This is a genomic window from Acaryochloris sp. IP29b_bin.137, from assembly GCF_028285745.1.
In the GTDB taxonomy this organism is placed as follows: domain Bacteria; phylum Cyanobacteriota; class Cyanobacteriia; order Thermosynechococcales; family Thermosynechococcaceae; genus Acaryochloris.
This window is the reverse complement of record NZ_JANQOP010000246.1, coordinates 23,279-47,052: the sequence shown is the minus strand read 5'-3', so window position 1 is coordinate 47,052 and position 23,774 is coordinate 23,279. Positions and strand designations below refer to the sequence as shown.

Below are 23,774 nucleotides of genomic sequence, written 5' to 3'. Positions count from 1 at the left end.
GCTTCAGGTAGTTTCGCCAACAGCAGAACTGCTTCCATGAATAAATGTTCCTTCCAACACAGCTTTTTGAATCGCTAAATATCTTAACATGAAACCTGCCGTCAAACATGAATCCGTGACCTCAAGGTAACGGGGGAGGGGAAGGTATCCAACGGAATGGATTCGGTTGTCTTCCCCTTCGCGAACAACCTTCTCCCAGCCCCAGAAGAGAATAAAGCAAAGATTAGTCAAGTTCTGTATCAGATGAAGATAGCCAAGGGCCAAATTTCTGCTGAAACTGATCGTCCAGGATGGCTTGACGAATCCGCTGGGTAAAGCGAATGAGTTCAGTGATGTTGTGGATACTGAGGAGAGTATAGGCGAGCAGCTCCCGCGATCGCAGCAAATGACTGACATAGGCCCGGGTAAAATTTTGGCAGGTATAACACGGGCAACTTGAATCAAGCGGCGTAAAATCTTCCCGGAAGCGATTGTTCTTCAGATTCCATCGTTCTCCAGCGACCAACGCGTTGCCATGACGGGCTAAGCGGGTGGGAATCACACAGTCAAACAAATCAATGCCAGCAGCAATCGCCTGCACCATCTCGCGGTAGGTTCCTACGCCCATCAGATACCGGGGTTTATGGGCTGGGAGCAAAGGGGTTGTGACTTTGACAATTTTTTCAATGAGTTCTGGGGGTTCCCCGACACTGACGCCGCCAATGGCATAGCCAGGCAGGTCAAATGCCACCACCGAACGGGCTGATGATTGACGCAAATCGGCAAAGGTCCCGCCTTGGACAATGCCAAATAAAGCTTGTTCCGGGCGGTGGTGGGCTTGGACACAGCGGGCCAGCCATCGACTGGTTCGGTCCGTAGCTGTTTGAATCGCCTCTCGACTCGCTGGATAAGGCGGACATTCGTCAAAGGCCATAATCACATCCGCCCCCAAGGCATTTTGAATAGCCATTGAGGTTTCGGGGGAAAGATGAATCATTTGACCGTCACGGGGGCACCGGAAACTGACTCCCTCTTCGGCAATGGAACGCATTTCGCTGAGGCTAAAGACCTGAAACCCGCCTGAATCAGTCAAGATGGGGCCAGACCAATTCATAAATGAATGCAGTCCTCCGGCCTGGGCAACAATATGCTCACCCGGCTGCAAATGCAGATGATAGGTATTCGCCAAGATCATCTGGGCTCCGGTGGCTTGAAGCTGATCGGGGGTCAAGGTTTTCACATTAGCCAAGGTGCCCACAGGCATAAACCGAGGGGTATCTATAGGGCCATGGGGGGTATGGAATGTGCCAGCACGGGCCTGAGTACGGGTGCAGGATTGGTGACACTCAAATCGAAAGAGATGACTCAAAGCAACCTCATGGAACCATCTTTGTCAAAATATCAGTTTTCAACTATCAGTTTTCAGACGCTGCCCCTGCGGTAATCGCCCAGAACAAAGAATGCCGACTGATGACTTAGCAACAGTCGGCATTCTTTGAAATTGATTTTGAATTAAATTGATTTTGAACGGTTTGGGTTTGATAAATGGTTTGATCTGAGAAATAACGGTGTCTCTTTTTCTTGAAGCGAATTCAAGAACGGCAGGGAAGTAATCACAGAGATTAAAACATGCAGCCTGCTTACATTAGCGCACCGGTTGGGTGATAGACCAGCCACAGTTCGAGGGCATGTCGGGCCAGCAACAGCAAACTGGCTGATACAGAAACCATAAACAAGCCCATCATGAGATTAGACGAGAAGATATCTAACCGCTGACTTTGGCGGGACACATGGTCGTTAAGATCTCTGATATCAGCATCGAGTTGCTCGAACTGATCCAGGATGCTTTTTTTGAAACCATATGTGTTTTGGGTAATCCAAGTCATAGTTCCTCCTATGAGATTACGCGAGGGAGCATCCATCCATGAAAGATCCTAAGGGAATAGGAAGGTGAGTCTCAAAAAGGACTAAGAAGTCGCTTACTGAGTTACAACTAGTGCATACAGAGCTGAATCTAGCACGCTTGGAGAAATGAATCTATAGGCTTGATCCAGCATCGTAGCTATTTAGTCAACCTAAAATATACCAAACTTATGGAGCGATGATGGTTCGACAGCCCCTTTCTGGGGCAATAAGGCGGGGATCTACCCTCTGAAAAGACGATGTGCATTAGAGACTATCTGTATTAAGCAGAGTATTAGCTCAACGGATCTCTCCAGCGACATCAATTCAGGTGGAGACTGGATTGGCAGGCCATATCCCTTCTAATGTCTACATCGAGACACCCAATGTATGCTGTTATTGGCGTCTTTGAGCAGCTAGCAAGCCGTTGAGGTTATCGCTAATGTCCCAGTTTGGTAGTGGGTTAACCCTTTTTCTCAGTCTTATGGTTGAAGCCATGCCCTTTTTGATCTTTGGGGTGTTGGTTTCTGGCATCTTGCTGCTGTTTGTGAATGAGCAGCAGTTGATTGCCATGTTTCCCAAAAATCCATTTCTGGGAGCCCTCTCTGGCAGCTTGTTTGGATTCCTATTCCCTGTCTGTGAATGTGGGAATGTTCCGGTGGCTCGACGATTACTGATTCAGGGTGCTTCTGCCCCCGTCGCCATTGGTTTTTTGTTGGCGGCGCCTACGATTAATCCCGTGGTGATTTGGGCCACCTGGACGGCCTTTCCTGATCAGCCTGAAATTGTGATTTTGCGGTTGGTCTTTTCGTTTGCGATCGCAACCATCGTTGGCTGGGTCTTTAGTTGGCAATCCGATCTCAAGCCCTTTTTACAACCCAATATTGCAGCCCTTATGATAGCTTCAAGCGCGACCTCATCGGCTGATGCGCCCGAGACCCCAAGTTTCTTAAAACCAGGAAGCTACTTCTTGGAACCTGGTAATCCGGTTGCGCTCGAAGCGGCCAACTTAGATGCTGTGCTGGCCATCGCGGCCCCCAAGCCTAAGTCCATTTGGAATCGTCTTCCCCTATTGCTGGACAACACTGTGCAAGAGCTGCGCGAGATGGGCGGTGTACTGGTGCTAGGCAGTCTGCTGGCGACGATTATTCAAGTGACGGTTCCTCGGAATATCATCCTTGCGATTGGTCAAGGACCCGTGACCTCTGTCTTTGCCATGGTGATTCTAGGGGGGGTTATTTCCATTTGTTCCACTGTGGATGCATTTTTTGCCCTCTCCTTTGCCTCAACCTTTACGAGTGGAGCCCTCCTCGGTTTTCTCGTCTTTGGCCCCATGTTTGATCTGAAAAGCATGGGTTTACTCTTGATGGTCTTCAAGCCGCGAGCTGTGTTTTATATCTTTGCCATTGTCTTTCAACTGACGCTCATCTTTACTTTGATTATTAATCTGTGGATTAGTTAGATTTATACTATCCCCTCACTTGTTATGCTCACCAAGCGCTTACGGATCAAATTGGCCCCCTATTTGGCGGATGGATTAGCCACCTTAGCTTTATGTATGTGGGGTGTTTTAATCCTTCAGTATTGGCAATCTGGCAAGATGGGACTGCTGATCCATCCCAATTACTATGGGTTGACCCTAGCTGCAGGCTGTTTCCTGCTGATGTTGACCTGTCTACAGGTTTTGAAACTCTGGCGACGACGGGTACAAGCCCGCCCTCAGCATCTGTCTTTGCTGTCTCCTCCTGTTATGAGTGGCATTATGCTCGTCGCGGCCTTGATTGGACTACTGGTTACCCCTCGTCCCTTTACCAGCCAAACCGCGATTCAGCGTGGATTACAGGATAAAACGATGGTGACTCGAGCTCGTCCCCAAGTGTTTCGGACCACCAGCAAACCGGAAAGCCGAACCCTTTTAGAGTGGATCCGTACCCTAGATGTCTATCCCGAACCCGATGCCTATGCGGGCCAAAAGGTTAATGTCGATGGGTTTGTCGTCTATCCAGAGCAGTTACCCGATAACTATTTCACATTGACGCGCTTTGTTATTAGCTGTTGTGCGGCGGATGCTTATCCCGTAGGCTTACCCGTTAAGTTAGACCAAAGCCGCAAAGCTTACACTGTCGATTCTTGGTTGGCTATCCAAGGCGAGATGGCGACAGAGACGCTCAATGGCGAACGTCAACTGGTCATTCAGGCAAAGTCATTAAAGCCAATTCCTGAACCTGATAATCCCTACTTCTATTGAGTGTATCGGGGAACTCCCGATACTGATTGCCAGAAATGTGTGACAAAGTACAGTCAAAGTCAAGCGAGTAATTGTCCTAATGCAATGTGATGAGCAAGATATGGGTGCCAGTTCTCAGACTTACTGGATTAGATCACTAGATCACAAGAGACTGGGTTTTTGGGCTGGGTGGGATAACCGTAATTCTACGGAGAAAATTCTAATTGTAAATGTTTAATTTCTCTCCAAAAAGAGAAATTAAACATTTATTAGATTTCTTATAATTCATATACAGTAACGATTGTAAGCACCTCTGAAAGGTCCTTTATTGGGGGCTTTTATCCTTTGAAGTATGATCAGTGATAACACCGAGGTCATGTTGGGGCTTACTATGTCTAGGGCTTCCATCATGTCCTAATTTGTTCACGATCAGTGACCGTAAACCTATATTCAAACGTTGAGTGTGGATATTCGGTTTTTAGCAGCATCTTTAGCTTGCTTGATTTTCAGGCGAAGCACAATATCGGGGGGAATGAAAGATGCTTCAAGCAAATTGTCTTTATATAGGCAGACAAGAAGCAATGACCGCGTTTGAGACTGGGGTTAAAAAATCTACAACCGAAACGTTGCGGGATATCATTCACTCACAACCTTCGGGTCGGGTGGTTGTTCGCGATCCGAGCGATTTGTCTATGGGTTGGCGGATTTCTTTTAGCCAAGGCCGGATCAACTTTGCCGAAAGCGTTGTGGGCAATCAAGCGCGTTTATCCTACCTGTTACAGCGCTGTGTCCCTCAATTTGAGGGATCTGGGCCGTTGGAGGCGGTTTCAGATTACTTATTCCTTTGTCAGTTGTGGCAGTCCGATTACATTTCTCACGATCAGTTGAGGGATTTACTGACGGCAGTCACCCAAGAAGCATTGATTCATGCGCTGGCTATTCCCCATGCCCAGTATCACCTTGAGACCAATGTCCCAATTGATCCCCTATTGCTGTGTACCTCTCTATGGGATCTCGTCTTACCAATAGAGCAAACCATCCATCAATGGATGCTCTTGAGTGCTGAGATTAAGTCTCCCTTCTACCGTCCGTTTATTGCGGATTGGGATCAGTTTGTTGAGTATGCGGATTATGTCAGTGATAGACTTCCCCAAATAGAGCAGCTCACCCATGCTCTGGGTCAAGATAAATGCCTGTACGAATTGGCCCACGCCTTGAATGTTAAAGTCGTAGACTTGGCTGTTGCCTTACACCCATTGATCAAGTTGGGGGCTTTGGGGATGCATCCTTACCATATGGGTGAGATGTTGACTCGACCTCGGGTGGCTTGCATCAATCACAGCAAGTTAACCCAGCGCTATGTTACGCAAGTCTTGGAACCATCAGGGTATGATGTGATGCGATTGAGTGACTCAATACGGGCCTTACCGGCATTACTCAAGCGTCCTCCTGTGTTGGCACTGGTGGATGCAGAACTCCCCCACTTAGATGGCTATCAGCTTTGCCGAATGGTGCATCGACGAGAACCGTTAAGGGATATGCCCGTCATTATTATGGCCCCCAAACGGGGGATGTGCGATGTGATTCGCACTCGATTATCAGGTGCGATGGCTTGTTTAGGAAAACCGTTTCACCATCAGGAATTATTGGCATTGGTTCAACAAGCAGCGGCTAACTTACCTTGGGAGCAACAGCAAAAGTTACAGTCCCTGCCCATGGCTGATGCGCAGACAAACTCCAAAGCTCTTATCCAGGCTTAACTGACACTTTTACATTGGATATACGCTGCTCCTGCCAATTGCAAACAAGGGAATTGGCAGGGGCGAAAATCTCTCTGACCTATAATAGAGTGTCTGAAGATCCCTCAATTTGGTTGTTTGTATGCCCACTGAACTGCAAACTGAGTTGGCTGAGGCGGTAGAATCCCGCCGCAACTTTGCGATTATTTCGCACCCTGATGCGGGTAAAACCACCCTGACAGAAAAACTGCTTCTGTATGGAGGGGCCATTCATGAAGCGGGGGCTGTAAAAGCCAGACGGGCTCAACGCCATGCCACGTCCGATTGGATGGAAATGGAGCAGCAGCGGGGCATTTCCATTACCTCGACTGTATTGCAATTTGCCTATCAGAACTGCCAAATTAATTTACTGGATACACCCGGTCACCAAGACTTTAGTGAAGATACCTACCGAACTTTAGCGGCGGCTGATAATGCCGTCATGCTGGTGGATGCAGCCAAAGGTTTGGAACCACAAACCCGAAAATTGTTCGAGGTTTGCAAGTTGCGATCGCTTCCCATTTTCACCTTTATCAACAAGCTCGATCGACCGGGACGAGAACCCTTAGAGCTGCTCGATGAAATTGAGCAGGAGTTAGGGTTACAAACCTATGCCGTTAATTGGCCTATTGGCATGGGCGACCGCTTCCAAGGCGTGTTTGATCGGCGCAGTCGCAAGATTCACCTGTTTCAGCGCAGTGATCATGGCAAACGAGAGGCGATTGATACCCAAATTGACCTTGGGGATCCGCAAATTGAATCTTTGCTGGATCAGGAACTCTATTTTCAGCTCAAGGATGAGCTAGAACTGATTGAAGAACTAGGGTCATCGTTAGATCTTAAGCAGGTCCATAACGGTCAGATGACCCCAATCTTTTTTGGCAGTGCAATGACCAACTTTGGGGTCGAACTTTTTCTGGAAGCCTTTTTGGACTATGCCCTAAAACCAGGGGCTTATGAGAGTACCCAAGGCACCATTGAACCGACTTATGAAGAGTTCTCTGGGTTTGTGTTTAAGCTTCAGGCCAACATGGATCCCAAACATCGCGATCGGGTTGCCTTTATTCGGGTCTGTTCGGGCAAGTTTGAGAAGGATATGACCGTGAGCCATGCTCGCACAGGCAAAACCATTCGGCTGTCTCGGCCCCAAAAGCTATTTGCCCAAGGCCGCAATTCCCTAGAAGAAGCCTATCCCGGCGATATTATTGGCTTAAATAATCCTGGGGTTTTTGCCATTGGCGACACCATCTTTAAGGGGAAAAAACTGGCCTACGAGGGCATTCCCTGCTTTTCTCCAGAACTGTTTGCCTATCTCAAAAATCCGAACCCCTCTAAATTCAAGCAGTTTCAAAAAGGCGTGTCTGAACTGCGAGAAGAAGGTGCAGTCCAAATTATGTACTCCGAAGATGAAATTAAGCGGGACCCGATTTTAGCAGCGGTGGGACAGCTCCAATTTGAAGTGGTGCAGTTTCGGCTTCAAAACGAATATGGGGTTGAAACTCGCTTGGAAATGTTGCCCTATTCTGTAGCCCGCTGGGTAAAAGGGGGGTGGTCTGCCTTAGAGTCAGTGGGACGGATTTTTAATGCCATCACCGTCAAAGATAGCTGGGGTCGTCCTGTTTTACTATTCAAGAATGAATGGAATTTGCACCAGATGCATGGCGATCATCCTGATTTAGAACTAAGTGCGATCGCACCCCTAGCCATTGACCCAACCCCAGGGAATTAAGCAGGGATTTTCTACCAAAATACCTACAGCGCTGCTGCTATTCCGCTAAAACTTTTAATAAAGTTGTTGTTAAATATGACAATCTGTTCCAAACATGCAGAGTGTGAGGTTAATCCCTACAATGTGAAGGTGAGAATGAGTATTTATGCAGGGGTACACGGCAGAGCATGAGTAGTGGCGAGCTGCAAGGGAATCATCAGTTGTCTGAGCGAGAGTTACAAGTCATTGAGCTAGTCGCCTCTGGCCTTAAAAATGAAGAAATTTCTCAGCGATTAGATATCAGCAAGCGAACGGTAGATAACCACATTAGTAATATCCTCACGAAAACGGGAACGGATAATCGTGTAGCTTTGGTTCGCTGGGCCTTGCAGTGGGGTAAAGTTTGTCTGGATGATGTCAATTGCTGCACCCTACCTCAGGCTGAGCCATAACGGTGTATCCCTTTATCTGCCAATACCATTACCGTGACCTACAAAGAATACGATATTCAATGCCCGACCCTACCCTTAGCGGTTTATCGCGAAATTGCAGCCCATTTGCAGCAAGTGAATCAGGTAGAAACCGAGCTATTGCCGCAAGAGGCTGAACATTTTGATTATTCCCTTAGCCAAATTGGTTGGTTAAGAATTCGCCATCCCCAAGACCTGTCTCCTACTGATCAAGAGCGAATTGATCAAATTCTTGCCTTTTATGCTCAGCGGTTTGGGGATTGGATTCCTCGAACAGATGCCGAGTCTAAGCCCCATTCAGCTGCCCCTTAGGTTGATTGCCTGGGGTGAACAATCGTGGCTAAACGCTCGTAATGGAGAGAAGGGATGAACTTGGCGTTTGCAGAACTGGCTGCTCAGTATAAACAAGCACTGTTAGAGGATGTCCTCCCTTTTTGGCAAAACCACTCCCTAGATAAACAGGAAGGGGGCTACTTTACCTGCTTAGATGCCCAAGGCCAGGTCTATGACACAGATAAATTTATTTGGTTGCAGAATCGCCAAGTCTGGACCTTCTCCATGCTCTACAATCAGCTCTCTCCAGAATCGGACTGGCTTGAGGTGGCTCGTCTGGGGGCTGACTTCCTAGCCAACAAGGGACGAGACGCTGAAGGCAACTGGTACTTTGCCTTAAACCGAGTAGGGGAACCCTTGGTACAGCCCTACAATATTTTCTCTGACTGCTTCGCCGCAATGGCCTTTAGCCAGTTTGCCCTCGCCTCTCAAAAGGATGAAGCGAAGGCGGTCGCGCTCCAAGCCTATAACAATGTGTTGCGACGGCAGCAAGATCCGAAGGGACGGTACAACAAGCTCTATCCGGGTACCCGCCCCTTAAAATCCTTGGCTGTTCCCATGATTTTGGCCAACTTAACCTTAGAGATGGCTCCTCTGCTCGATGCCGCCCAACTGGATCAGGTGCTCGAACAAACGGTGACAGAGGTGATGACGGATTTCCTGGATGCGAAACGGGGGTTGTTGTACGAAGCCGTTGCGCCAGATGGCTCGCATGTTGACTGTTTTGAGGGCCGCTTAATTAATCCAGGTCATGGAATTGAAGCGATGTGGTTTCTGATGGATATTGGTCAGCGCCATAATGATTCCGCTTTAATTCAGCAGGCTGTCGATGTGGTGCTCAATATCTTGGACTTTAGCTGGGACCAAGACTATGGCGGTTTGTTTTACTTCTTGGATGCGGGAGGCTATCCGCCTCAGCAACTGGAGTGGGACCAAAAACTGTGGTGGGTCCATTTAGAAACATTAGTCGCCTTAGTCATGGGGTATCGCTTAACTGGGCGAGATGAGTGTTGGCAATGGTATCAAAAGGTTCATGACTATAGCTGGTCCCATTTTGCGGATCCAGGGCGGGAATGGTTTGGCTACTTGAATCGGACAGGACGAGTGCATTTGCAGCTTAAAGGCGGTAAGTGGAAGGGGTGCTTCCATGTGCCTAGAGCCCTCTATTTGTGCTGGCAACAGTTTGCACAACTCAGTGGAGACCCAATACTTTCGAGTTGAAGGGAATACCCCTTATACTTGATGAGTATTTTTACTTGACTCTGTAGGACAAGCCGTTTGGTCATTAGTAAAGGTATAACGGGTTAGGGAATTGAGTGATTTTGCTAAGATTAGTAAGCCTAATAACCGCTCCAGCAATCGCCCACCGGGTCTCGAGACGATAGGACATGGAAGGAAATTTAGAAATTACCCTGTTAATGGTGATCACTGTTGTAGCAGGGATTTCAGCCCAGGTCATTGCTGATTTTCTCAAAGTCCCCAGTATTGTGTTCCTACTGCTATTCGGCATTGCCATGGGTCCTAGCGGTTTTGGGGTCCTTCATCCCAGCCTATTAGGGAATGGCTTGGAGGTGATGGTTTCCCTCTGTGTGGCGCTCATCTTGTTTGAAGGGGGGCTCAACCTACAGTTGAGAGAGGTGGAAGAAGTTTCCACTAGTTTGAGAAATTTGGTAACCGTGGGGGCATTGGTCACCCTTTTTGGAGGTGGACTGGCGGCCCACTGGCTGAGTGAATTTCCCTGGCAAATCGCCTTTCTTTATGCCTCCTTGGTGGTGGTCACGGGGCCGACGGTGGTGGCTCCTTTACTCAAACAGGTAAATGCCGACCGTCAGGTGTCTACACTATTGGAGGGCGAGGGGGTTTTAATTGATCCCGTTGGCGCAATTTTGGCGGTTGTCGTGCTCAATATTGTGCTGCAAGGGAATGCCGATCCTTTTACCATTGTCAGCGGCTTGCTCCTACGTCTAGGGATAGGCGGCATTATTGGGATTGGCGGCGGCTGGCTCCTGGGTTTGTTTTTAAAGCAAGCGCGATTCTTATCAGAAGACTTAAAGAACTTATCCGTGTTGGCAGGCCTCTGGGGCTTGTTCGGCTTATCACAAGCCTTAATCAGCGAGTCTGGATTAATGACAGCCGTTGCAGCGGGCATCATGCTGAAAATTGCGGCGTTGCCAGAAGAACGATTATTACTTCGGTTTAAAAACCAGCTGAGTATTCTGGCCATTTCAGTCTTATTTATTTTGCTGTCTGCTGATTTATCCATTGCCAGTATTTTTGCCTTGGGCTGGGGTGGGACCTATACCGTTGCTGCTTTGATGTTGGTCGTTCGTCCCCTGAATGTCTTGATCTCGACCTGGTCAAGTGACCTGAACTGGCGGCAGAAAGCATTTTTATCCTGGGTGGCTCCCCGGGGGATTGTGGCAGCCTCAGTGGCCTCCTTGTTTGCTATTTCCCTGACGAAGCAGGGTATTAACGGTGGTGACGCCATCAAAGCCCTTGTGTTCTTAACGATTATTCTGACGGTTTGTGTTCAGGGGCTTTCGGCACGCTGGGTAGCCGGTTGGTTGCGGGTGCGATCCGATGAGGCGAGAGGGGCCATGATTGTGGGTTGCAATCCGTTTGGTCGGACCGTGGCCCATCTGATTAAGAGTCGGGGCGAAGATGTGGTGATGATTGATGCCAACCCCGAATACTGTAAGCAGGCCAAGGCGGAAAATCTGACGGTTTTTCGGACCAGTGCGCTCAATATGGATGCTCTGGACAATATTGGTTTGGCCTCTATTGGGACATTTTTGACGGCCACCAGCAATTCAGAAGTGAACTCTGTGTTGGCTCAGCGAGTCATGGAAGAGTTTCGGCCGCCTCGGGTGTTGGCAGTCTATCCCGATCAGTCTCCAGAGACGGAAGTGGCTGAACCGGCAGGAAAACTTGCTAGTCCAGGAGTGAAGCGGGCCTTTTCCCATCAGCTCTCCATAAAAGAATGGAGTCAGTATCTCAGTACCAATGAAGTCAAAATTACCGATACGGTTTTGGATATGGATGAGCATAAGTTCAAGCGACAGCGCGATCACTTGCAAGCCCTGATTAATGCTGGAACGGTTATTCCGCTATTGGTTCAACGTCAAGACCAACTGCGTATCGCTAAGGCGGATGAAGAGTGGCAACCTTGCGATCGCATCACCTACGGTCTCCACATTCCCAAACCTAAACTCGGTCCTTCTATGTTGCCAGCAGCAGTGTTGCCAGCCTCTTCCTGATATACAAGCGTTACCTTCCTCTAATTTAATGTGGGCGTAGACAGCTAGAAGTTGGGGGAATTTGACTTTATCTTTGGGCAGTTTCAGTTCTTTTAAATCATGAAAAAGCACTGACTCATTTAGATTGATGTTGTATCCTATAGGTCAAAATCAATAGCTCTTACTGACGAACCCTGCTGATATGGATGTATCGGGTACGCCATTGGTTTTCTATTGAGTTAAAAACTATATTTCAGCTTACGAGAAATGCCTAAGATCCAATATCAAGAACAGATAAAGTTTGAAGGTTCTGTCCATCAAGAGGATGATATTAGCGCCATAGTTGCGTTCAAGGATTTTCTAGCTATCGGTTCTGATGAAAGTAAGGACGTGGTACAGCTCCTCCGCCAAGAAGAAAAAGGCTATTCTGTAATATCCAATATCTCTTTATCCACTAATGATGATAGTGATGAAGAAATTGATATTGAAGGTATGGCTATTGATAAGGAGAGCATTCTCTACGTCATTGGATCTCACTCAGCGAAGAGAAAAACGATTAAGACATCCAAAACGTATTTGGTGAACCGCCAGAGATTAGCAACGGTCGTTCAAGAAACAAAGAAAAATACAATTTTTAAGCTGAAATTAGACTCGAACACAGGGCAACCTTTAAAACGAGAATTGAATACCCAACTTAAGGATGTTTTGGAGCAAAATATTGTTCTTAGCCGGTTTCTCAATATTCCTAGTAAAGAGAATGGTATTGATATAGAAGGTCTAGCAGTTCATGATAAACAGCTCTATATTGGGTTCCGTGGACCTGTTTTGCGAGGCAACTATGTACCCGTTATGGTAGCTGAATTCGATGATTTACTGGATTACGAATTACGCTATGTTCAATTAGCTGGGAATGGTATTCGGGATATCACCAGAGTTAAAGCGGGTTTCCTCCTAATTGCAGGTCCTGTAGGAGATGCTCCAGGACCTTATCAACTGTACTTATGGAATGGTAAAGATACCATTCCTGGAGAAGACAGACCCACTACGTCTGATTATTGTCAACTCATTGGCGAGATACCAAGACCAGAGAAATATCCTGAAGCAAAAGCTGAAGGAGTTACCGTTCTTGAAGACAATGGTACGAAAATGACTGCCATTATTATTTATGATGGAGCACCTCAAGGAGAACCCACTCTTTTTAAGATTGAACTTTGATGATGAGACGGGTATATTCTTGTAGCATCCAGATTTATTACTCAGTTGACTGAGCGTATTTCAACCTGTGGATTTGGTTCCTAAGATGGCTCTAAACGTGGGGCTTTACAAAGGGGGTTTGGCTGTATTGCGAAGCTAACTGAATCTTAACGGCGACCGACGATTTGACGGTGGCGACTCTGGCTTAGACCACAGCTACTAATATCTGGGTTGCGATCGCACTCGTTTTTGGGGCCGGAGCGAATGGCATTTTCCAGGCGTATAATCCGATCCGGTACGGCTGGGTGCGTACTCAAAAAGGTGGGGGTGGATCGGCTAGAGACCAGTTTACGCATAAATACAGGCATTGCTGAAGTGGCGTAATCGGCTGCCCTTAAAATACGCAACCCTTCTCGATCCGCATCATACTCATCACTGCGGCTTTGGGGACGACTGACTAATAAATTAACGCCGATATTGGCGACTTGGCTTCGGTTGGAACCCGTGATAGCTGTAGTTAGGCCTTGGGCTACCATCGTTTTCCGAATTTGCTTAACCAAGTGTTTACGGTCAATGTGGCCGATTTCATGACCAATAACACTGGCGAGCTGGGCTTCATTATCGGCTGCCCTAATCAAACCTGTGGTGACGTACACTCGACCGCCCATAGTAGCAAAGGCATTGATCCGAGAATCATCCACCACCTGAAAACGATAGGCGACTCTCCGCCGCTTTGCGCCCGCTTCCACAAGTCGTTGACCAATGCGATTCACATAGCGATTTAGCGTGCGCCCCTGATGGAGTCGCATGCCCTGATTCAGTAAATTTCGGTGAATTTGTTCCCCTAGATCGTGTTCTTGCCGTTCCGAAAGATTAGACAGTTGAATGACCTGAATCCCTCGAAATATCAAGTCTCTCAAGGGAACGGCTTGAGCTGGCTTGGGAGTTGAGATCGCAATACTCGTTGCTAAAGCAGTTACAGCAACAACACGCTGATAAATGGGCAACTGCCCCTGAGGGGTCAAGTCATTCATAGAGTCACCAGACACAAAACAGCAACATTATGCCTATTCCTTTGCCTAGCAGATGGAGCGGATTAAATACGAAGATCCCGCAATGACTCAATTCGTCTAGATGGGGAACCCTATTCCGCTAAATATACCAGGCCATAGAGATACGCAACATGTACCAATGTGCTTATTATGACGCTGAACTATACCCTAGAGTTTCCCAAGTGGACCCGAATCCATTGAGTCAGCCTGTTATTAATAGGCATTCTGATCTCTCAGAAAAACAAAGGCCGTTTTCAAGAGGATGTGAATATCCAGGCTTAATGACCAGTTCTTAAGATATTCCAAATCGTAGTCAATCCGTCGTTTCATCTTGTCTAAAGTTTCGGTCTCGCCTCGACAACCATTGACTTGAGCCCAACCCGTAATTCCAGGCTTGACCTTATGGCGCAGCATATAGCCGCTAATAAGCTTCCGATACATTTCATTGTGGGCTACCGCGTGGGGACGGGGGCCGACTAAACTCATGCGGCCTTGCCACACATTCAAAAACTGAGGCAGCTCATCCAAAGAGGTCTTCCTTAAAAAGGCACCGAGCGGTGTGATGCGGCGGTCACCCCGAGTAGCCTGAACCACCGAACCACCATCTTCCATCACAACCATGGAGCGAAACTTATAAACAATGATTTCCTGCCCATTGAGTCCATATCGACGTTGCTTAAATAGAATTGGCCCTGGCGAAGATAACTTGACTGCGATAGCAATTACGGTCATCACTGGCGAAAGGGCGACGAGCGCCAAACCCGATAGGACCACATCAATTGCTCGTTTAAGGACATATTGCAAATCTGAAAAGGGAATTTCCCAGATCGAAATCAAGGGCACACCATTAATTTCATAAGAGCGACCGTGCATCAGGCTATACATCAACAGACTGGGAACAAAATAAACACAGGCTGTTGTATCTTGCAGCGCCTCAATCAATTCAGCAAATCGCGGCTCATCGTCAGCCGCACAAGCCAGATAGACGACATCAATATGGTGCTGGCGGACATAATCTGGGACCTCTGCCAACGTCCCAATAACTGCGATCTCCGGTAGTTCCTGTGGGGGCTGATCGTCAAAGAACCCCTTTAACCGAATCCCCAAGTCTTTGGACTCACGGATTTGCTCCGCCAAATCTAGACTGACCTTATTCACCCCAGCAATCACGGCAGATTTAGAATTGCGCCCAGACAGGCGAAGTTGACGCAGGACTGCCCAGACGATGTAGTGGACGGCTAGCAGCCCAACCGGAACAAGGCATGACCAGGTTAGGATTAGCGCTCTAGAAAAGATAACTGATGTCTTAGTCGTAAAGCCGATAAACAGCATCAAGCCCATAACGATTGTCCATCCCATCACCAATCTGATGGTTAGCAATCGGGGGGCCAAACTTCGATAAGGACGATACATGCCCATGGTCTTAAAGACGGGCAATATCAATAAAAATACGGTTAGGGAAAAAAATTGCAGACTAGTGGTGAAGGAGATGTCATAAAACTGGGCCAAAATCACCAGCAACAGCACTGCCAACGTTGGATCTAGGAGTCGCTGCACCAACGTAACGATTGATGTATTGGCTCGGAGAGCCCAATGGAAATTATGGCTCATATCAACTCATATAGAAAATATGGGAGTACAAAGGCTCGGTCTAGTCAACTATGGCTTGATTCTACGAGGGTAGTCAGTTCAGTGCTGCCAACAAAGTTACATTCATCCGATAAGATTAATTGTTTGCGTTCCCTGGGAAAAAATAAGTGACGTTGATCACCTAAAACATTGAAAATTGCAAAAGGTCAGAAACCCACCAACATCGATCTCTTTCTGCGGTAGAGATAGGTTAAAGTCGATCCTATAAACCTTTGCAGCGGAGGGAATGTATCAAATCATACCTCAAGATAAAAATATTGCCAATTCTTGATTATTGTTGCTTAAGTCACTCCAACACTAAGGAATTAATAGCTTGTGATATTCATTTTCGCTGATAAGTTCCCGAGTGGTTTCCACCCGATCAATAAATACATAGCCTTGTAAATGATCGCACTCGTGTTGAATAATGCGGGCGACGAAGTCGCAGAAGGATCGCCGTTGAGCGTTGCCGTTACGATCTTGGTATGCAACGGAAATCTCAGAAGAACGTGGGACTAAGCCCCGAATCCCTGGGACACTCAAACAGCCTTCCCAATCTTTCATTAATTCTGTCCCTCTATCGGTAATTTGAGGGTTAATCATTGCAATCGGAGCCATCTGAGGGGCATGGGGATATCTCAGGGTGGGCCGGGAGGCAACAATCACCACTTGAAGATCGACCCCCACTTGAGGCGCGGCAATGCCTACTCCGTTGGCTTGCTTCATGGTCCTCATTAAGTCGTCAATGAGGTTTTGGATCTCTGGAAGGTTGGGATCGTCGACCAGTCGGGCTGGTTGTCGGAGTTTAGGATGACCGAGCTGGAGCACTTCAAGTGGCATGGCTGACATCAATCGTTCTCCCCTCTATTTCAAAGTGATTCAATAAAATGATTCAATTTTAACGACCTAAATCATGCATGGCATTAATGATATCGGCACATTGTTGAGTCACCGCTGCGAGTTCTGTGCGATCGCGACTGGTAGGCGGTGGAATAGGCTCGCCAATCCGAATCGTTAACGGTACACTGCGAGGAAATTTCTGACCTTTGGGAATAATTCTTTCGGTTCCCCAGAGGCAAACCGGCAGCAAAGGAGCCTGAATCTTACTGGCAATTAACGCTGCTCCCTGTTTGGGATTGGTAATTCGTCCGTCTACAGTGCGGGTGCCCTGCAAAAATAGGCCCACGGCCCATCCCTGATCTAAGGAGGCTAAGGCTGCCCGGATCGCACTGCGATCAGCTGACCCTCGGTTGACAGGGTAGGCGCCATACCAGCGAATCAACGTCGATAAAACCGGCACCTCAAAGAGTTCCTGTTTAGCCATATATGCCACAGGGCGACGCATACAGTTGGATAAAATCGGCGGGTCAAAGTCACTGGCATGGTTACTGACCACTACGAGTGGACCTTGCTGTGGAACCCGTTCGGCATTATGAATGCGCCCCCGAAAATAGACATGCAAAGAGGGGCTGACCACCGTCCACTTGAACAGGTGGTAGAGGGCTAAGCTAATTGTGGGCTCACGCTGTTGGGGCATGGGGCGAACCTTGGCAAGGAACTCAACTGACGATATCAAATTGAGGTTAACCGACCGGGTTAACCCCTGTCTAAACCTAAGCGGGGATGCTTTCTAAGCTATTGATATTCGTTAACGCTATTTCTTTGCAAGTGCGCTTGACTAACCCCGTTAAGACTTTGCCAGGTCCCACTTCCATCACGGATTCAATCCCGTGATCGGCAAAGACGAGAGCCGTTTCCCGCCAGCGTACCGGACCTGTCATTTGCTGAATCAATCGAGTTTGGAGGGTAGCGGGGTCTGTCGAAGGCGTTGGTTCCACATTAGAGACAACGGGCACTAGTGCAGGTTTAAAGTCGATGGAATTGAGGACCGATTCATACTCCCCTGCAGCATCCGCCATTAGGGGTGAATGGAAGGCACCGCTGACATTCAGCTCCACTGCCCGCTTAACTTTAATACTGCCTAAGACGTTATCCACAGCGGCTGGTGTGCCAGAAATGACGACTTGACCGGCATGGTTATCATTGGCCAAGACCACGCCATCGGTACTGTCAACGGTTTGACTGAGCTGATCGCGATCGAATCCCATCAGAGCTGCCATTTTGCCATCAGAAGCTTGAGACATCAGGGTAGAGCGTTTTTGCACTAGCTTTAAGCCTGATTCAAAGTCGAAGACCTGGGCGGAGTAAAGCGCCACATATTCTCCCAAACTATGACCCGCGACTAAATCGGGCTTCAGTCCTTTTTCGGCCAGTAGGTCGGAAAAGATAGCAGACACCACGTATAAGCAGGGCTGGGTGTAATTTGTTTGGGAGAGGCGGGTTTCATCCTCCCCGCACACTTCGGGGACGGACCATCCCAAGATGCTTTCTGCAGCTTCAAACCGTTGTTTACCGATTTCGGTGTTGAGGAGGTCGAGGCCCATGCCAATGGCCTGGGACCCTTGCCCAGGAAATACCCATGCTGTTTTGGTCATATTTCTAGATTATTGCGTCAGCTCCATCCTCCAGTTTTGCACTGAACGGTATCGTTCACGACACTTTTTCGGAAGCGTCAACTCCGCTTGAGCCGTTTTTGTCGCCAATAGGTCGAACCCGCAACCAGGATTCCGGTCAGTGCTAAGGCACCGATTAAAGGGGCAACATTACCAGAGTTGAGGGCTTGTACACTTGAGCTACCGATGAGGACAAAGGGCAAGACGCTGGGAATAGTGCCCAAGATTGTCCCGATCAGGAAATCGCGAAAGCGGATAGAGGTGAGACCCGCCGCAAAGTTAACCAGACCATAAGGCATGATCGGCATTAACCGAATCGCAAACATGTAAAATAGGCCACCGCGCTTGACCTCAGCATCCATTTTTTGCCAGCGTCCCGCCAATCGTTTTGCAATGGGCTCGCGGCCAATAGTGCGACTGAAATAAAAGGCCACAACTGCAGCAATAATGGCGGCAAGACTGGTCCACAGGGTCCCTAGCCAAGGGCCGAACAACCCCCCTCCCGTAAGGTTTAGGGCTGTTGAAGGCAACACCAATAGGGTCGCAATCACATAGGCCAAGATGTAATAAATCGGTCCCCAGATGCCTGCGCGGTTAACCAGCCCCTTAATTTGGGCAGTGTCAAGCTTTCCCATTACCAATAGAGCAATTCCAGTCGCGACCACACACACTACGGTTAGGAGAAACAGACTTTTGCGTGGGGTGAGGGATTTAGCCCGTTTCATAGTTGATATAAGGGAGGATGGCTGAGAAGAGAGAGTTTTGCGGGAACCAGAGCAGTGCATTCCCGTTGAACCCCGTTCGTTAGCCAAACGCTAAAGCTTTCAGAATATATGCACATTTACCTTCATCGAATTTTTGGGTTGATGAAGCCCTTTGGCGTCACTCCCTTAAATTGCTTAAACACGCGGGTGAAGTGAGATTGGTCTGTAAAACCTAAGAAATAAGCAACCTGAGCGACGGTTTCTCCTTGTTTAAGCAATTGGGTGGCCTTTTCAATACGGCGTTTAAGTACATACTTATGTGGTGTCAGTCCGATCTCATCCTTGAATAATCGTGAAAAATGGAACTTGCTCAAACCTGCTTCTAGTGAGAGATCCGACAAGCTTAGATCTGCCGTTAGATGCCCTTCGATATAGTCAATGACATGCGCTAATTTCTTGCTCTGAGTTGGATGTGGCTTGAGAAGATTGACAGAGGGGGGCAGGCTGTAGTGATTCACAAAATGAGTAACTAATGCCGTTGATAGGGTATCAGCATAGAGACGACCATTGGGGCCTCCCATCTCTGCTTCAACTAGCAAGGCCCGGATTAGGGTTTGCAAATGCTTATCCTTGGCCTGATGTTGTCGTCTGAAGGCCTGGCGCTCCAGTAAGGAGTGGTCGGGCAGCAGTTCTACGACCTTTTGGGGCTCGATGGTGAGCAAGATAAATTGATTCTGTTGATTAATCCGGTGGGAAAACGGAACTCCCGCTGGATTCACCCATAAGTCGCCTGTTTCATAGCGATGGCTCTTAAAAGTCTGACCATCCTTCCACTCCCATTCAAAGGCTGGGCCAATATTCATTGCAAAATAATGCTGGGCCACCGTTACATCATCAGGTGTAAATTCCTCGTTTTCCCCCTGTTCAATGTAAATGCCGTCCCAGGCCAACTCTTTGCTCGATATCAAAACTTGGCCAGCGTTGATATCCGGCTTGGGGGCTAAGGTTTGACTATCAACAAAACTAATTTGGCTCTGCATAGGACCGGTCTGGGGAAACCCTGAGGCGCAAGTTTTTACTAAAACTCAGCAATTGACTACAAGAATTGATTTGAAAATGATCTGATAGTGGAGATTGTAAGCCAAAGCTACGGCTGTTGCCGTTCATTCTAGTGACAGGAGATTTTTCATGAACTACTACACCTTGGGCAAAACTGGGTTGAAAGTGAGCCGTTTGGCCCTAGGCACCATGACTTTCGGCGATGACTGGGGTTGGGGTGCGGACGAGGCTAATGCCCATCAACTTTTTGAGACTTACCTAGAGGCGGGTGGAAATTTTATCGATACCGCTGACTTATATACCAATGGTAATAGTGAGAAGATGCTGGGGCGATTTATCAAAGATAGTGGTACTCGTGATCGTGTCATTATTTCAACCAAATTTAGCTACAATGCTGAACCCGGTAATCCCAATGCCGGTGGTAATAGCCGCAAAAATATCCTCCGAGCTGTAGAGGGTTCGCTCCAGCGATTAGGAACGGACTATATCGATATCTACATGCTGCATACCTGGGATCAGGTCACCCCTGCAGAAGAGGTTATGCGGACGTTAGATGATCTGGTGCGATCGGGCAAAGTTCGCTATGTTGCTCTATCCGATGCCCCTGCTTGGTACGTCGCCCAGGCCCAAACCTTGGCCCAGGAACGACATTGGGAACCGGTTAGTACGGTGCAGTTGGAATATTCATTGGTAGAGCGCAACATTGAGTTTGAGTATACGGCGCTAGCTAAACATCTGAATACTGGAGTAATGGTTTGGTCACCCCTAGCCAGTGGACTACTGTCTGGCAAATATAAACCGTCTGAGCAAGGTGGAGAGGGAGCAGGGCGATTGGCAATGCTAGCTGATAGTGGGAACCCTGCCTTCAACAAGTTCACCGAGAAAAACTGGGCAATCGTTGCCGAGTTAGAAAGCGTTGCCCAAGCGCTCAGCCGCTCCATGGCCCAAGTCGCGTTAAATTGGGTTGTGAACCGTCCTTCAGTGGCATCAGTCATCATCGGTGCAACGAAGCTGCATCAGTTGCAAGATAATCTTGGTGCTTTGGATTTTGAAATTCCTGTGGAGTTGAAGCAGCGTTTAGACGTCGTGAGTCATCCTGAAACTCGTTTCCCCTACACCTTCTTTGAGGACAGTTTACAAGGCATGATTAATGGTGGGGCCACTGTAGGAGATAAGCCACTGTCCTATTACTCACCCACTTTAGTGCAAGGGAGTGGGGCTGGAGTGACCGCTAGCTAATTCAGTAAATAGAATAAACTTGTTGAGCGGCAGATAATGTTTGAGCAGCCGCTCAACCGAACCATTATTCAGTCCAAGGGTAGCTTAAATGCAGGTCGAGCCACACTCGGAAGATGACAAGATTGTTATTCGCCGGATGATTCTTGCGCCTGGAGAAACTTTAGAGTGACATACAGATGCTTGTAGAAGATTTACAGTAATTGTCACTGGCAATCGCTGAGGGATCGAGGACCAAAATACTGGCGATCTTGTAGAGTTTGATGTGAGTCCTGGTCTGACAGGTTGGGAGCAGCATGAAGCTAGAATTCGTAGGGCAGTGAATTTGGGCAATGCCGATTACCATGAAGTTGCGACATTTTATAGAGAATCTTGCCTTGACTCTCAACCGGCTGTTGAGGCTTGATATCATCCAATATTCACGATGTTGTATGAAGGCAATATCTCCTGGGTGAGATAAGCAAGGTGGAATTGAGTAGGTAATACACTTGGCTGTCTATGACCTCTTCTGAATCCAATGCACTGCAAACAGGCAGCTTATACGTTGTGGCAACGCCGATTGGGAATTTAGAAGATATGAGTTTTCGGGCAGTTCGGGTTTTGCAAACAGTGGCTGCGATCGCAGCCGAAGATACACGCCATACGGGCAAACTGCTCCATCACTTTCAGATCAAAACCCCGCAAATCAGCTATCACCAGCACAACACTCAAATCCGCACACCAGAACTAATTCAGCGATTACTGTCAGGGCAGGATGTAGCTCTCGTTAGTGATGCCGGCATGCCAGGGATTTCTGATCCGGGGGTAGAACTGGTGCAAGCTTGTGTCGAGGCTGGGATAGCAGTGATACCAATTCCCGGTGCCAATGCTGCGATCGCAGCCTTAGTTACCTCGGGATTACCCTGCGATCGTTTTTGCTTTGAAGGGTTTCTGCCTGCGAAGGGGAAAGCGCGTCAACAGCGGTTGCAGGAGATAGCGACAGAATCTCGGACGGTTGTTTTGTATGAAGCGCCGCATCGATTGCGCCAGACCTTAAAAGATTTGGCAGAACAGGTCGATGACAACCGACAGATTGTGTTGGCCCGGGAATTGACAAAACGATTTGAGGAATTTTGGCGAGGGTCCGTGCCAGCCGCCATAACCCACTATCAAAGCCATGAGCCCAAAGGAGAATTTACGTTGGTTTTGGCGGGCGTAGTTGAAAACCAAGACTTGCCAACCGAAACAGATTTACGAGCAGAATTGCAAGTGCTATTGGCTCAGGGGTGGTCAAAATCAAGAGCGAGTCGGCAATTGGCGGAGAAACATGCCATGTCTCGTCGGCAAATTTATCAACTTACCCTCGATTTAGAATCCGTGGATTAGGGCTGCTGAGAACGGCTGACGTACTGGCCGTGAACACTCACCATATAGGGAACGCAATAGGTGAGTAATCCTGAGATCCAGCGCTCACGGGTCATTTTATTTTGGGTTAAGGCGGCACCATGATTAATGGCAAATAAAATAGACCCCACTATGGCCGCAACTTTTAAAGCATTGGTTCGATAGGTGGGATCTGTTAAAGCCGCGAGATAGCCTCGCCAAAAGGACATCAATTGTTAATTGGGCATTTGCAAATGTTAGAGAGCATAAAAACTCAGAGCTTCTCTTTTATTATCGCTCTGCAAAACTCCGCTCAGGATTGGGGGTTGCAGTTGTATCTGCTTCGAATAGGGCATTGTAAATGAAACCCGCTGCGATCGCACCTGCAATCGGTGCTACCCAAAACAACCAAACTTGCTGGAATAACTCCATATTGCCTGCCAAACCGACAATTAAGGCGGGACCCGTACTACGAGCAGGGTTGACGGACGTATTGGTAATCGGAATACTGATTAGGTGAATTAGGGTTAGTGCTAAACCAATCGAGACAGGCGCAAATCCCTGTGGTGCTCTTTTGTCTGTTGCTCCCAGGATGATCAGCAAGAACATCATAGTTAACAATACTTCTGCGATCAAGCAAGCAACCAGATTGTAACCACCGGGAGAATGGTCACCAAAACCATTGGTCGCAAGTGGGTTAGGGCCAGCTAGAGCAAAGCCTTCTTGTCCGTTTGCGATTAAAAATATGAGACCTGCCGCAGCAATAGCGCCCACGGCTTGAGCAACGATATAAGGTAACAGTTCAGAGCCAGAAAAACGCTTACCTGCCCACAGCCCGAAGGATACGGCTGGATTGAAATGTCCACCAGAAATATGACCTACAGCATAGGCCATGGTCAGAACGGTTAAACCAAACGCAAGAGAGACGCCTGTTAAACCAATTCCCACAGGAAAGATATATTCAGCTTTATCTCCAATGGGTGGGCCTGCTGTGACAACCGCAGCAAACACAGCACTCCCACAACCTCCAAAGGTGAGCCAGAATGTACCGAAAAACTCGGCAAACGCTTTTTTAGTAATTGACATGGATTTACTCCATTTTGAATAGATGAGGAACTTATTTAAATCAACCCCCTGTCTTTGACACCACTTTCAGGTCAGAACTTCAGTTCTAAAAGCACCAACTTGTTAATCCCATAATTGAGATCAGAAAGAGCTTCATCAGCGATGAATTGCTACGCATACAAAACCTTGTCAACACATTTTGAGGATCAAAAAGGTATTTGTAAATACATCTAAAGAATTTTGCAATGTTTTCGAAATATTTTTCTATACTGTCCAGAAAAATTAATCGTTTCCCTGCCAGCACTCCATCTTCACGAGCAAAATAAA

22 protein-coding genes are annotated in these 23,774 nt (G+C 47.8%); 11 read left to right on the top strand and 11 right to left on the bottom strand.

Annotation, left to right across the window (positions count from 1 at the left end; translation table 11 throughout):
• Positions 1–223: 223 nt before the first annotated feature.
• Positions 224–1,348 (bottom strand): tRNA guanosine(34) transglycosylase Tgt, encoded by a 1,125-nt coding sequence (gene tgt, locus Q0991_RS17560; protein ID WP_299490733.1) that lies wholly within the window; start codon positions 1,346–1,348, stop codon positions 224–226.
• Between the two features lie 271 nt (positions 1,349–1,619).
• Positions 1,620–1,865 (bottom strand): hypothetical protein, encoded by a 246-nt coding sequence (locus Q0991_RS17555; RefSeq protein ID WP_299490730.1) that lies wholly within the window; start codon positions 1,863–1,865, stop codon positions 1,620–1,622.
• A gap of 458 nt (positions 1,866–2,323) precedes the next feature.
• Between Q0991_RS17555 and Q0991_RS17550 the strand changes: the two genes are divergently transcribed.
• The 9 genes from Q0991_RS17550 to Q0991_RS17510 all read left to right on the top strand — a co-directional run bounded on the left by Q0991_RS17550 (position 2,324) and on the right by Q0991_RS17510 (position 12,848).
• On the top strand, positions 2,324–3,343 hold the full coding sequence (locus tag Q0991_RS17550) for a permease (RefSeq protein WP_299490726.1): 1,020 nt from the start codon (positions 2,324–2,326) through the stop codon (positions 3,341–3,343).
• 24 nt (positions 3,344–3,367) lie between these two features.
• On the top strand, positions 3,368–4,129 hold the full coding sequence (locus Q0991_RS17545) for a TIGR03943 family protein (protein WP_299490720.1): 762 nt from the start codon (positions 3,368–3,370) through the stop codon (positions 4,127–4,129).
• Between the two features lie 560 nt (positions 4,130–4,689).
• Positions 4,690–5,868, top strand: coding sequence for a response regulator (locus Q0991_RS17540; RefSeq protein ID WP_299490716.1), 1,179 nt, complete (start codon positions 4,690–4,692; stop codon positions 5,866–5,868).
• A gap of 121 nt (positions 5,869–5,989) precedes the next feature.
• A complete protein-coding gene (gene prfC, locus Q0991_RS17535) occupies positions 5,990–7,615 on the top strand; it encodes a peptide chain release factor 3 (protein ID WP_299490714.1) in 1,626 nt (541 codons plus the stop codon).
• Positions 7,616–7,782: 167 nt separating this feature from the next.
• Complete coding sequence (locus Q0991_RS17530) at positions 7,783–8,046, top strand: helix-turn-helix transcriptional regulator (RefSeq protein ID WP_299490712.1); 264 nt, start codon at positions 7,783–7,785, stop codon at positions 8,044–8,046.
• Positions 8,047–8,079: 33 nt separating this feature from the next.
• Positions 8,080–8,376, top strand: coding sequence for a hypothetical protein (locus tag Q0991_RS17525; protein ID WP_299490709.1), 297 nt, complete (start codon positions 8,080–8,082; stop codon positions 8,374–8,376).
• A gap of 54 nt (positions 8,377–8,430) precedes the next feature.
• Positions 8,431–9,618: an AGE family epimerase/isomerase gene (locus Q0991_RS17520; protein ID WP_299490707.1), complete on the top strand. Its 1,188-nt coding sequence runs from the start codon at positions 8,431–8,433 to the stop codon at positions 9,616–9,618.
• A 167-nt stretch (positions 9,619–9,785) separates the two neighbouring features.
• Positions 9,786–11,654, top strand: a complete 1,869-nt coding sequence (locus Q0991_RS17515) for a sodium:proton antiporter (RefSeq protein WP_299490705.1) — start codon at positions 9,786–9,788, stop codon at positions 11,652–11,654.
• Between the two features lie 246 nt (positions 11,655–11,900).
• On the top strand, positions 11,901–12,848 hold the full coding sequence (locus Q0991_RS17510) for a DUF3616 domain-containing protein (protein WP_299490701.1): 948 nt from the start codon (positions 11,901–11,903) through the stop codon (positions 12,846–12,848).
• Between the two features lie 146 nt (positions 12,849–12,994).
• Here Q0991_RS17510 and Q0991_RS17505 read toward each other — a convergent pair whose 3' ends face one another.
• From Q0991_RS17505 to Q0991_RS17475, 7 genes are all read right to left on the bottom strand, one after another.
• On the bottom strand, positions 12,995–13,861 hold the full coding sequence (locus Q0991_RS17505; RefSeq protein ID WP_299490698.1) for a M48 family metallopeptidase: 867 nt from the start codon (positions 13,859–13,861) through the stop codon (positions 12,995–12,997).
• 231 nt (positions 13,862–14,092) lie between these two features.
• Positions 14,093–15,490, bottom strand: a complete 1,398-nt coding sequence (locus Q0991_RS17500; RefSeq protein WP_299490696.1) for an undecaprenyl-phosphate glucose phosphotransferase — start codon at positions 15,488–15,490, stop codon at positions 14,093–14,095.
• 336 nt (positions 15,491–15,826) lie between these two features.
• Positions 15,827–16,357 (bottom strand): peptide deformylase, encoded by a 531-nt coding sequence (gene def, locus Q0991_RS17495; protein ID WP_299490693.1) that lies wholly within the window; start codon positions 16,355–16,357, stop codon positions 15,827–15,829.
• Between the two features lie 49 nt (positions 16,358–16,406).
• Positions 16,407–17,045: a lysophospholipid acyltransferase family protein gene (locus tag Q0991_RS17490; RefSeq protein ID WP_299490691.1), complete on the bottom strand. Its 639-nt coding sequence runs from the start codon at positions 17,043–17,045 to the stop codon at positions 16,407–16,409.
• A 76-nt stretch (positions 17,046–17,121) separates the two neighbouring features.
• The gene (fabD, locus tag Q0991_RS17485; RefSeq protein ID WP_299490689.1) at positions 17,122–18,003 is read right to left on the bottom strand and encodes an ACP S-malonyltransferase; all 882 of its coding nucleotides are present in this window, start codon (positions 18,001–18,003) and stop codon (positions 17,122–17,124) included.
• Between the two features lie 77 nt (positions 18,004–18,080).
• Entirely contained in the window at positions 18,081–18,746 is a 666-nt protein-coding gene (locus Q0991_RS17480) for a TVP38/TMEM64 family protein (protein WP_299490687.1), read from the bottom strand.
• Between the two features lie 122 nt (positions 18,747–18,868).
• Positions 18,869–19,765 carry an AraC family transcriptional regulator gene (locus Q0991_RS17475; RefSeq protein ID WP_299490684.1) on the bottom strand — a complete coding sequence of 299 codons (897 nt, stop codon included), beginning with the start codon at positions 19,763–19,765 and terminating at the stop codon, positions 18,869–18,871.
• A 148-nt stretch (positions 19,766–19,913) separates the two neighbouring features.
• On the opposite strand from Q0991_RS17475, the gene Q0991_RS17470 reads away from it, so the two are divergent.
• Together Q0991_RS17470 and rsmI are read left to right on the top strand one after the other, a co-directional pair.
• Positions 19,914–21,023, top strand: coding sequence for an aldo/keto reductase (locus Q0991_RS17470; RefSeq protein ID WP_299490682.1), 1,110 nt, complete (start codon positions 19,914–19,916; stop codon positions 21,021–21,023).
• Between the two features lie 495 nt (positions 21,024–21,518).
• The gene (gene rsmI, locus Q0991_RS17465; protein ID WP_299490680.1) at positions 21,519–22,385 is read left to right on the top strand and encodes a 16S rRNA (cytidine(1402)-2'-O)-methyltransferase; all 867 of its coding nucleotides are present in this window, start codon (positions 21,519–21,521) and stop codon (positions 22,383–22,385) included.
• Here rsmI and nrtS read toward each other — a convergent pair.
• On the bottom strand, positions 22,382–22,612 hold the full coding sequence (gene nrtS / locus Q0991_RS17460; RefSeq protein WP_299490678.1) for a nitrate/nitrite transporter NrtS: 231 nt from the start codon (positions 22,610–22,612) through the stop codon (positions 22,382–22,384). The genes rsmI and nrtS overlap by 4 nt on opposite strands.
• A 61-nt stretch (positions 22,613–22,673) precedes the next feature.
• Positions 22,674–23,468 carry an aquaporin Z gene (gene aqpZ, locus Q0991_RS17455; protein ID WP_299490676.1) on the bottom strand — a complete coding sequence of 265 codons (795 nt, stop codon included), beginning with the start codon at positions 23,466–23,468 and terminating at the stop codon, positions 22,674–22,676.
• Between the last annotated feature and the right edge of the window lie 306 nt (positions 23,469–23,774).

Bases quoted from the DNA above. Each gene is read 5' to 3' on its own strand.
- Q0991_RS17555 (WP_299490730.1), bottom strand. From the start codon at position 1,865: ATGACTTGGATTACCCAAAACACATATGGTTTCAAAAAAAGCATCCTG.
- Q0991_RS17550 (WP_299490726.1), top strand. From the start codon at position 2,324: ATGTCCCAGTTTGGTAGTGGGTTAACCCTTTTTCTCAGTCTTATGGTT.
- Q0991_RS17545 (WP_299490720.1), top strand. From the start codon at position 3,368: ATGCTCACCAAGCGCTTACGGATCAAATTGGCCCCCTATTTGGCGGAT.
- Q0991_RS17540 (WP_299490716.1), top strand. From the start codon at position 4,690: ATGACCGCGTTTGAGACTGGGGTTAAAAAATCTACAACCGAAACGTTG.
- prfC (WP_299490714.1), top strand. From the start codon at position 5,990: ATGCCCACTGAACTGCAAACTGAGTTGGCTGAGGCGGTAGAATCCCGC.
- Q0991_RS17530 (WP_299490712.1), top strand. From the start codon at position 7,783: ATGAGTAGTGGCGAGCTGCAAGGGAATCATCAGTTGTCTGAGCGAGAG.
- Q0991_RS17520 (WP_299490707.1), top strand. From the start codon at position 8,431: ATGAACTTGGCGTTTGCAGAACTGGCTGCTCAGTATAAACAAGCACTG.
- Q0991_RS17515 (WP_299490705.1), top strand. From the start codon at position 9,786: ATGGAAGGAAATTTAGAAATTACCCTGTTAATGGTGATCACTGTTGTA.
- Q0991_RS17510 (WP_299490701.1), top strand. From the start codon at position 11,901: ATGCCTAAGATCCAATATCAAGAACAGATAAAGTTTGAAGGTTCTGTC.
- Q0991_RS17505 (WP_299490698.1), bottom strand. From the start codon at position 13,861: ATGAATGACTTGACCCCTCAGGGGCAGTTGCCCATTTATCAGCGTGTT.
- Q0991_RS17500 (WP_299490696.1), bottom strand. From the start codon at position 15,490: ATGAGCCATAATTTCCATTGGGCTCTCCGAGCCAATACATCAATCGTT.
- def (WP_299490693.1), bottom strand. From the start codon at position 16,357: ATGTCAGCCATGCCACTTGAAGTGCTCCAGCTCGGTCATCCTAAACTC.
- Q0991_RS17490 (WP_299490691.1), bottom strand. From the start codon at position 17,045: ATGCCCCAACAGCGTGAGCCCACAATTAGCTTAGCCCTCTACCACCTG.
- fabD (WP_299490689.1), bottom strand. From the start codon at position 18,003: ATGACCAAAACAGCATGGGTATTTCCTGGGCAAGGGTCCCAGGCCATT.
- Q0991_RS17480 (WP_299490687.1), bottom strand. From the start codon at position 18,746: ATGAAACGGGCTAAATCCCTCACCCCACGCAAAAGTCTGTTTCTCCTA.
- Q0991_RS17475 (WP_299490684.1), bottom strand. From the start codon at position 19,765: ATGCAGAGCCAAATTAGTTTTGTTGATAGTCAAACCTTAGCCCCCAAG.
- Q0991_RS17470 (WP_299490682.1), top strand. From the start codon at position 19,914: ATGAACTACTACACCTTGGGCAAAACTGGGTTGAAAGTGAGCCGTTTG.
- rsmI (WP_299490680.1), top strand. From the start codon at position 21,519: ATGACCTCTTCTGAATCCAATGCACTGCAAACAGGCAGCTTATACGTT.
- nrtS (WP_299490678.1), bottom strand. From the start codon at position 22,612: ATGTCCTTTTGGCGAGGCTATCTCGCGGCTTTAACAGATCCCACCTAT.
- aqpZ (WP_299490676.1), bottom strand. From the start codon at position 23,468: ATGTCAATTACTAAAAAAGCGTTTGCCGAGTTTTTCGGTACATTCTGG.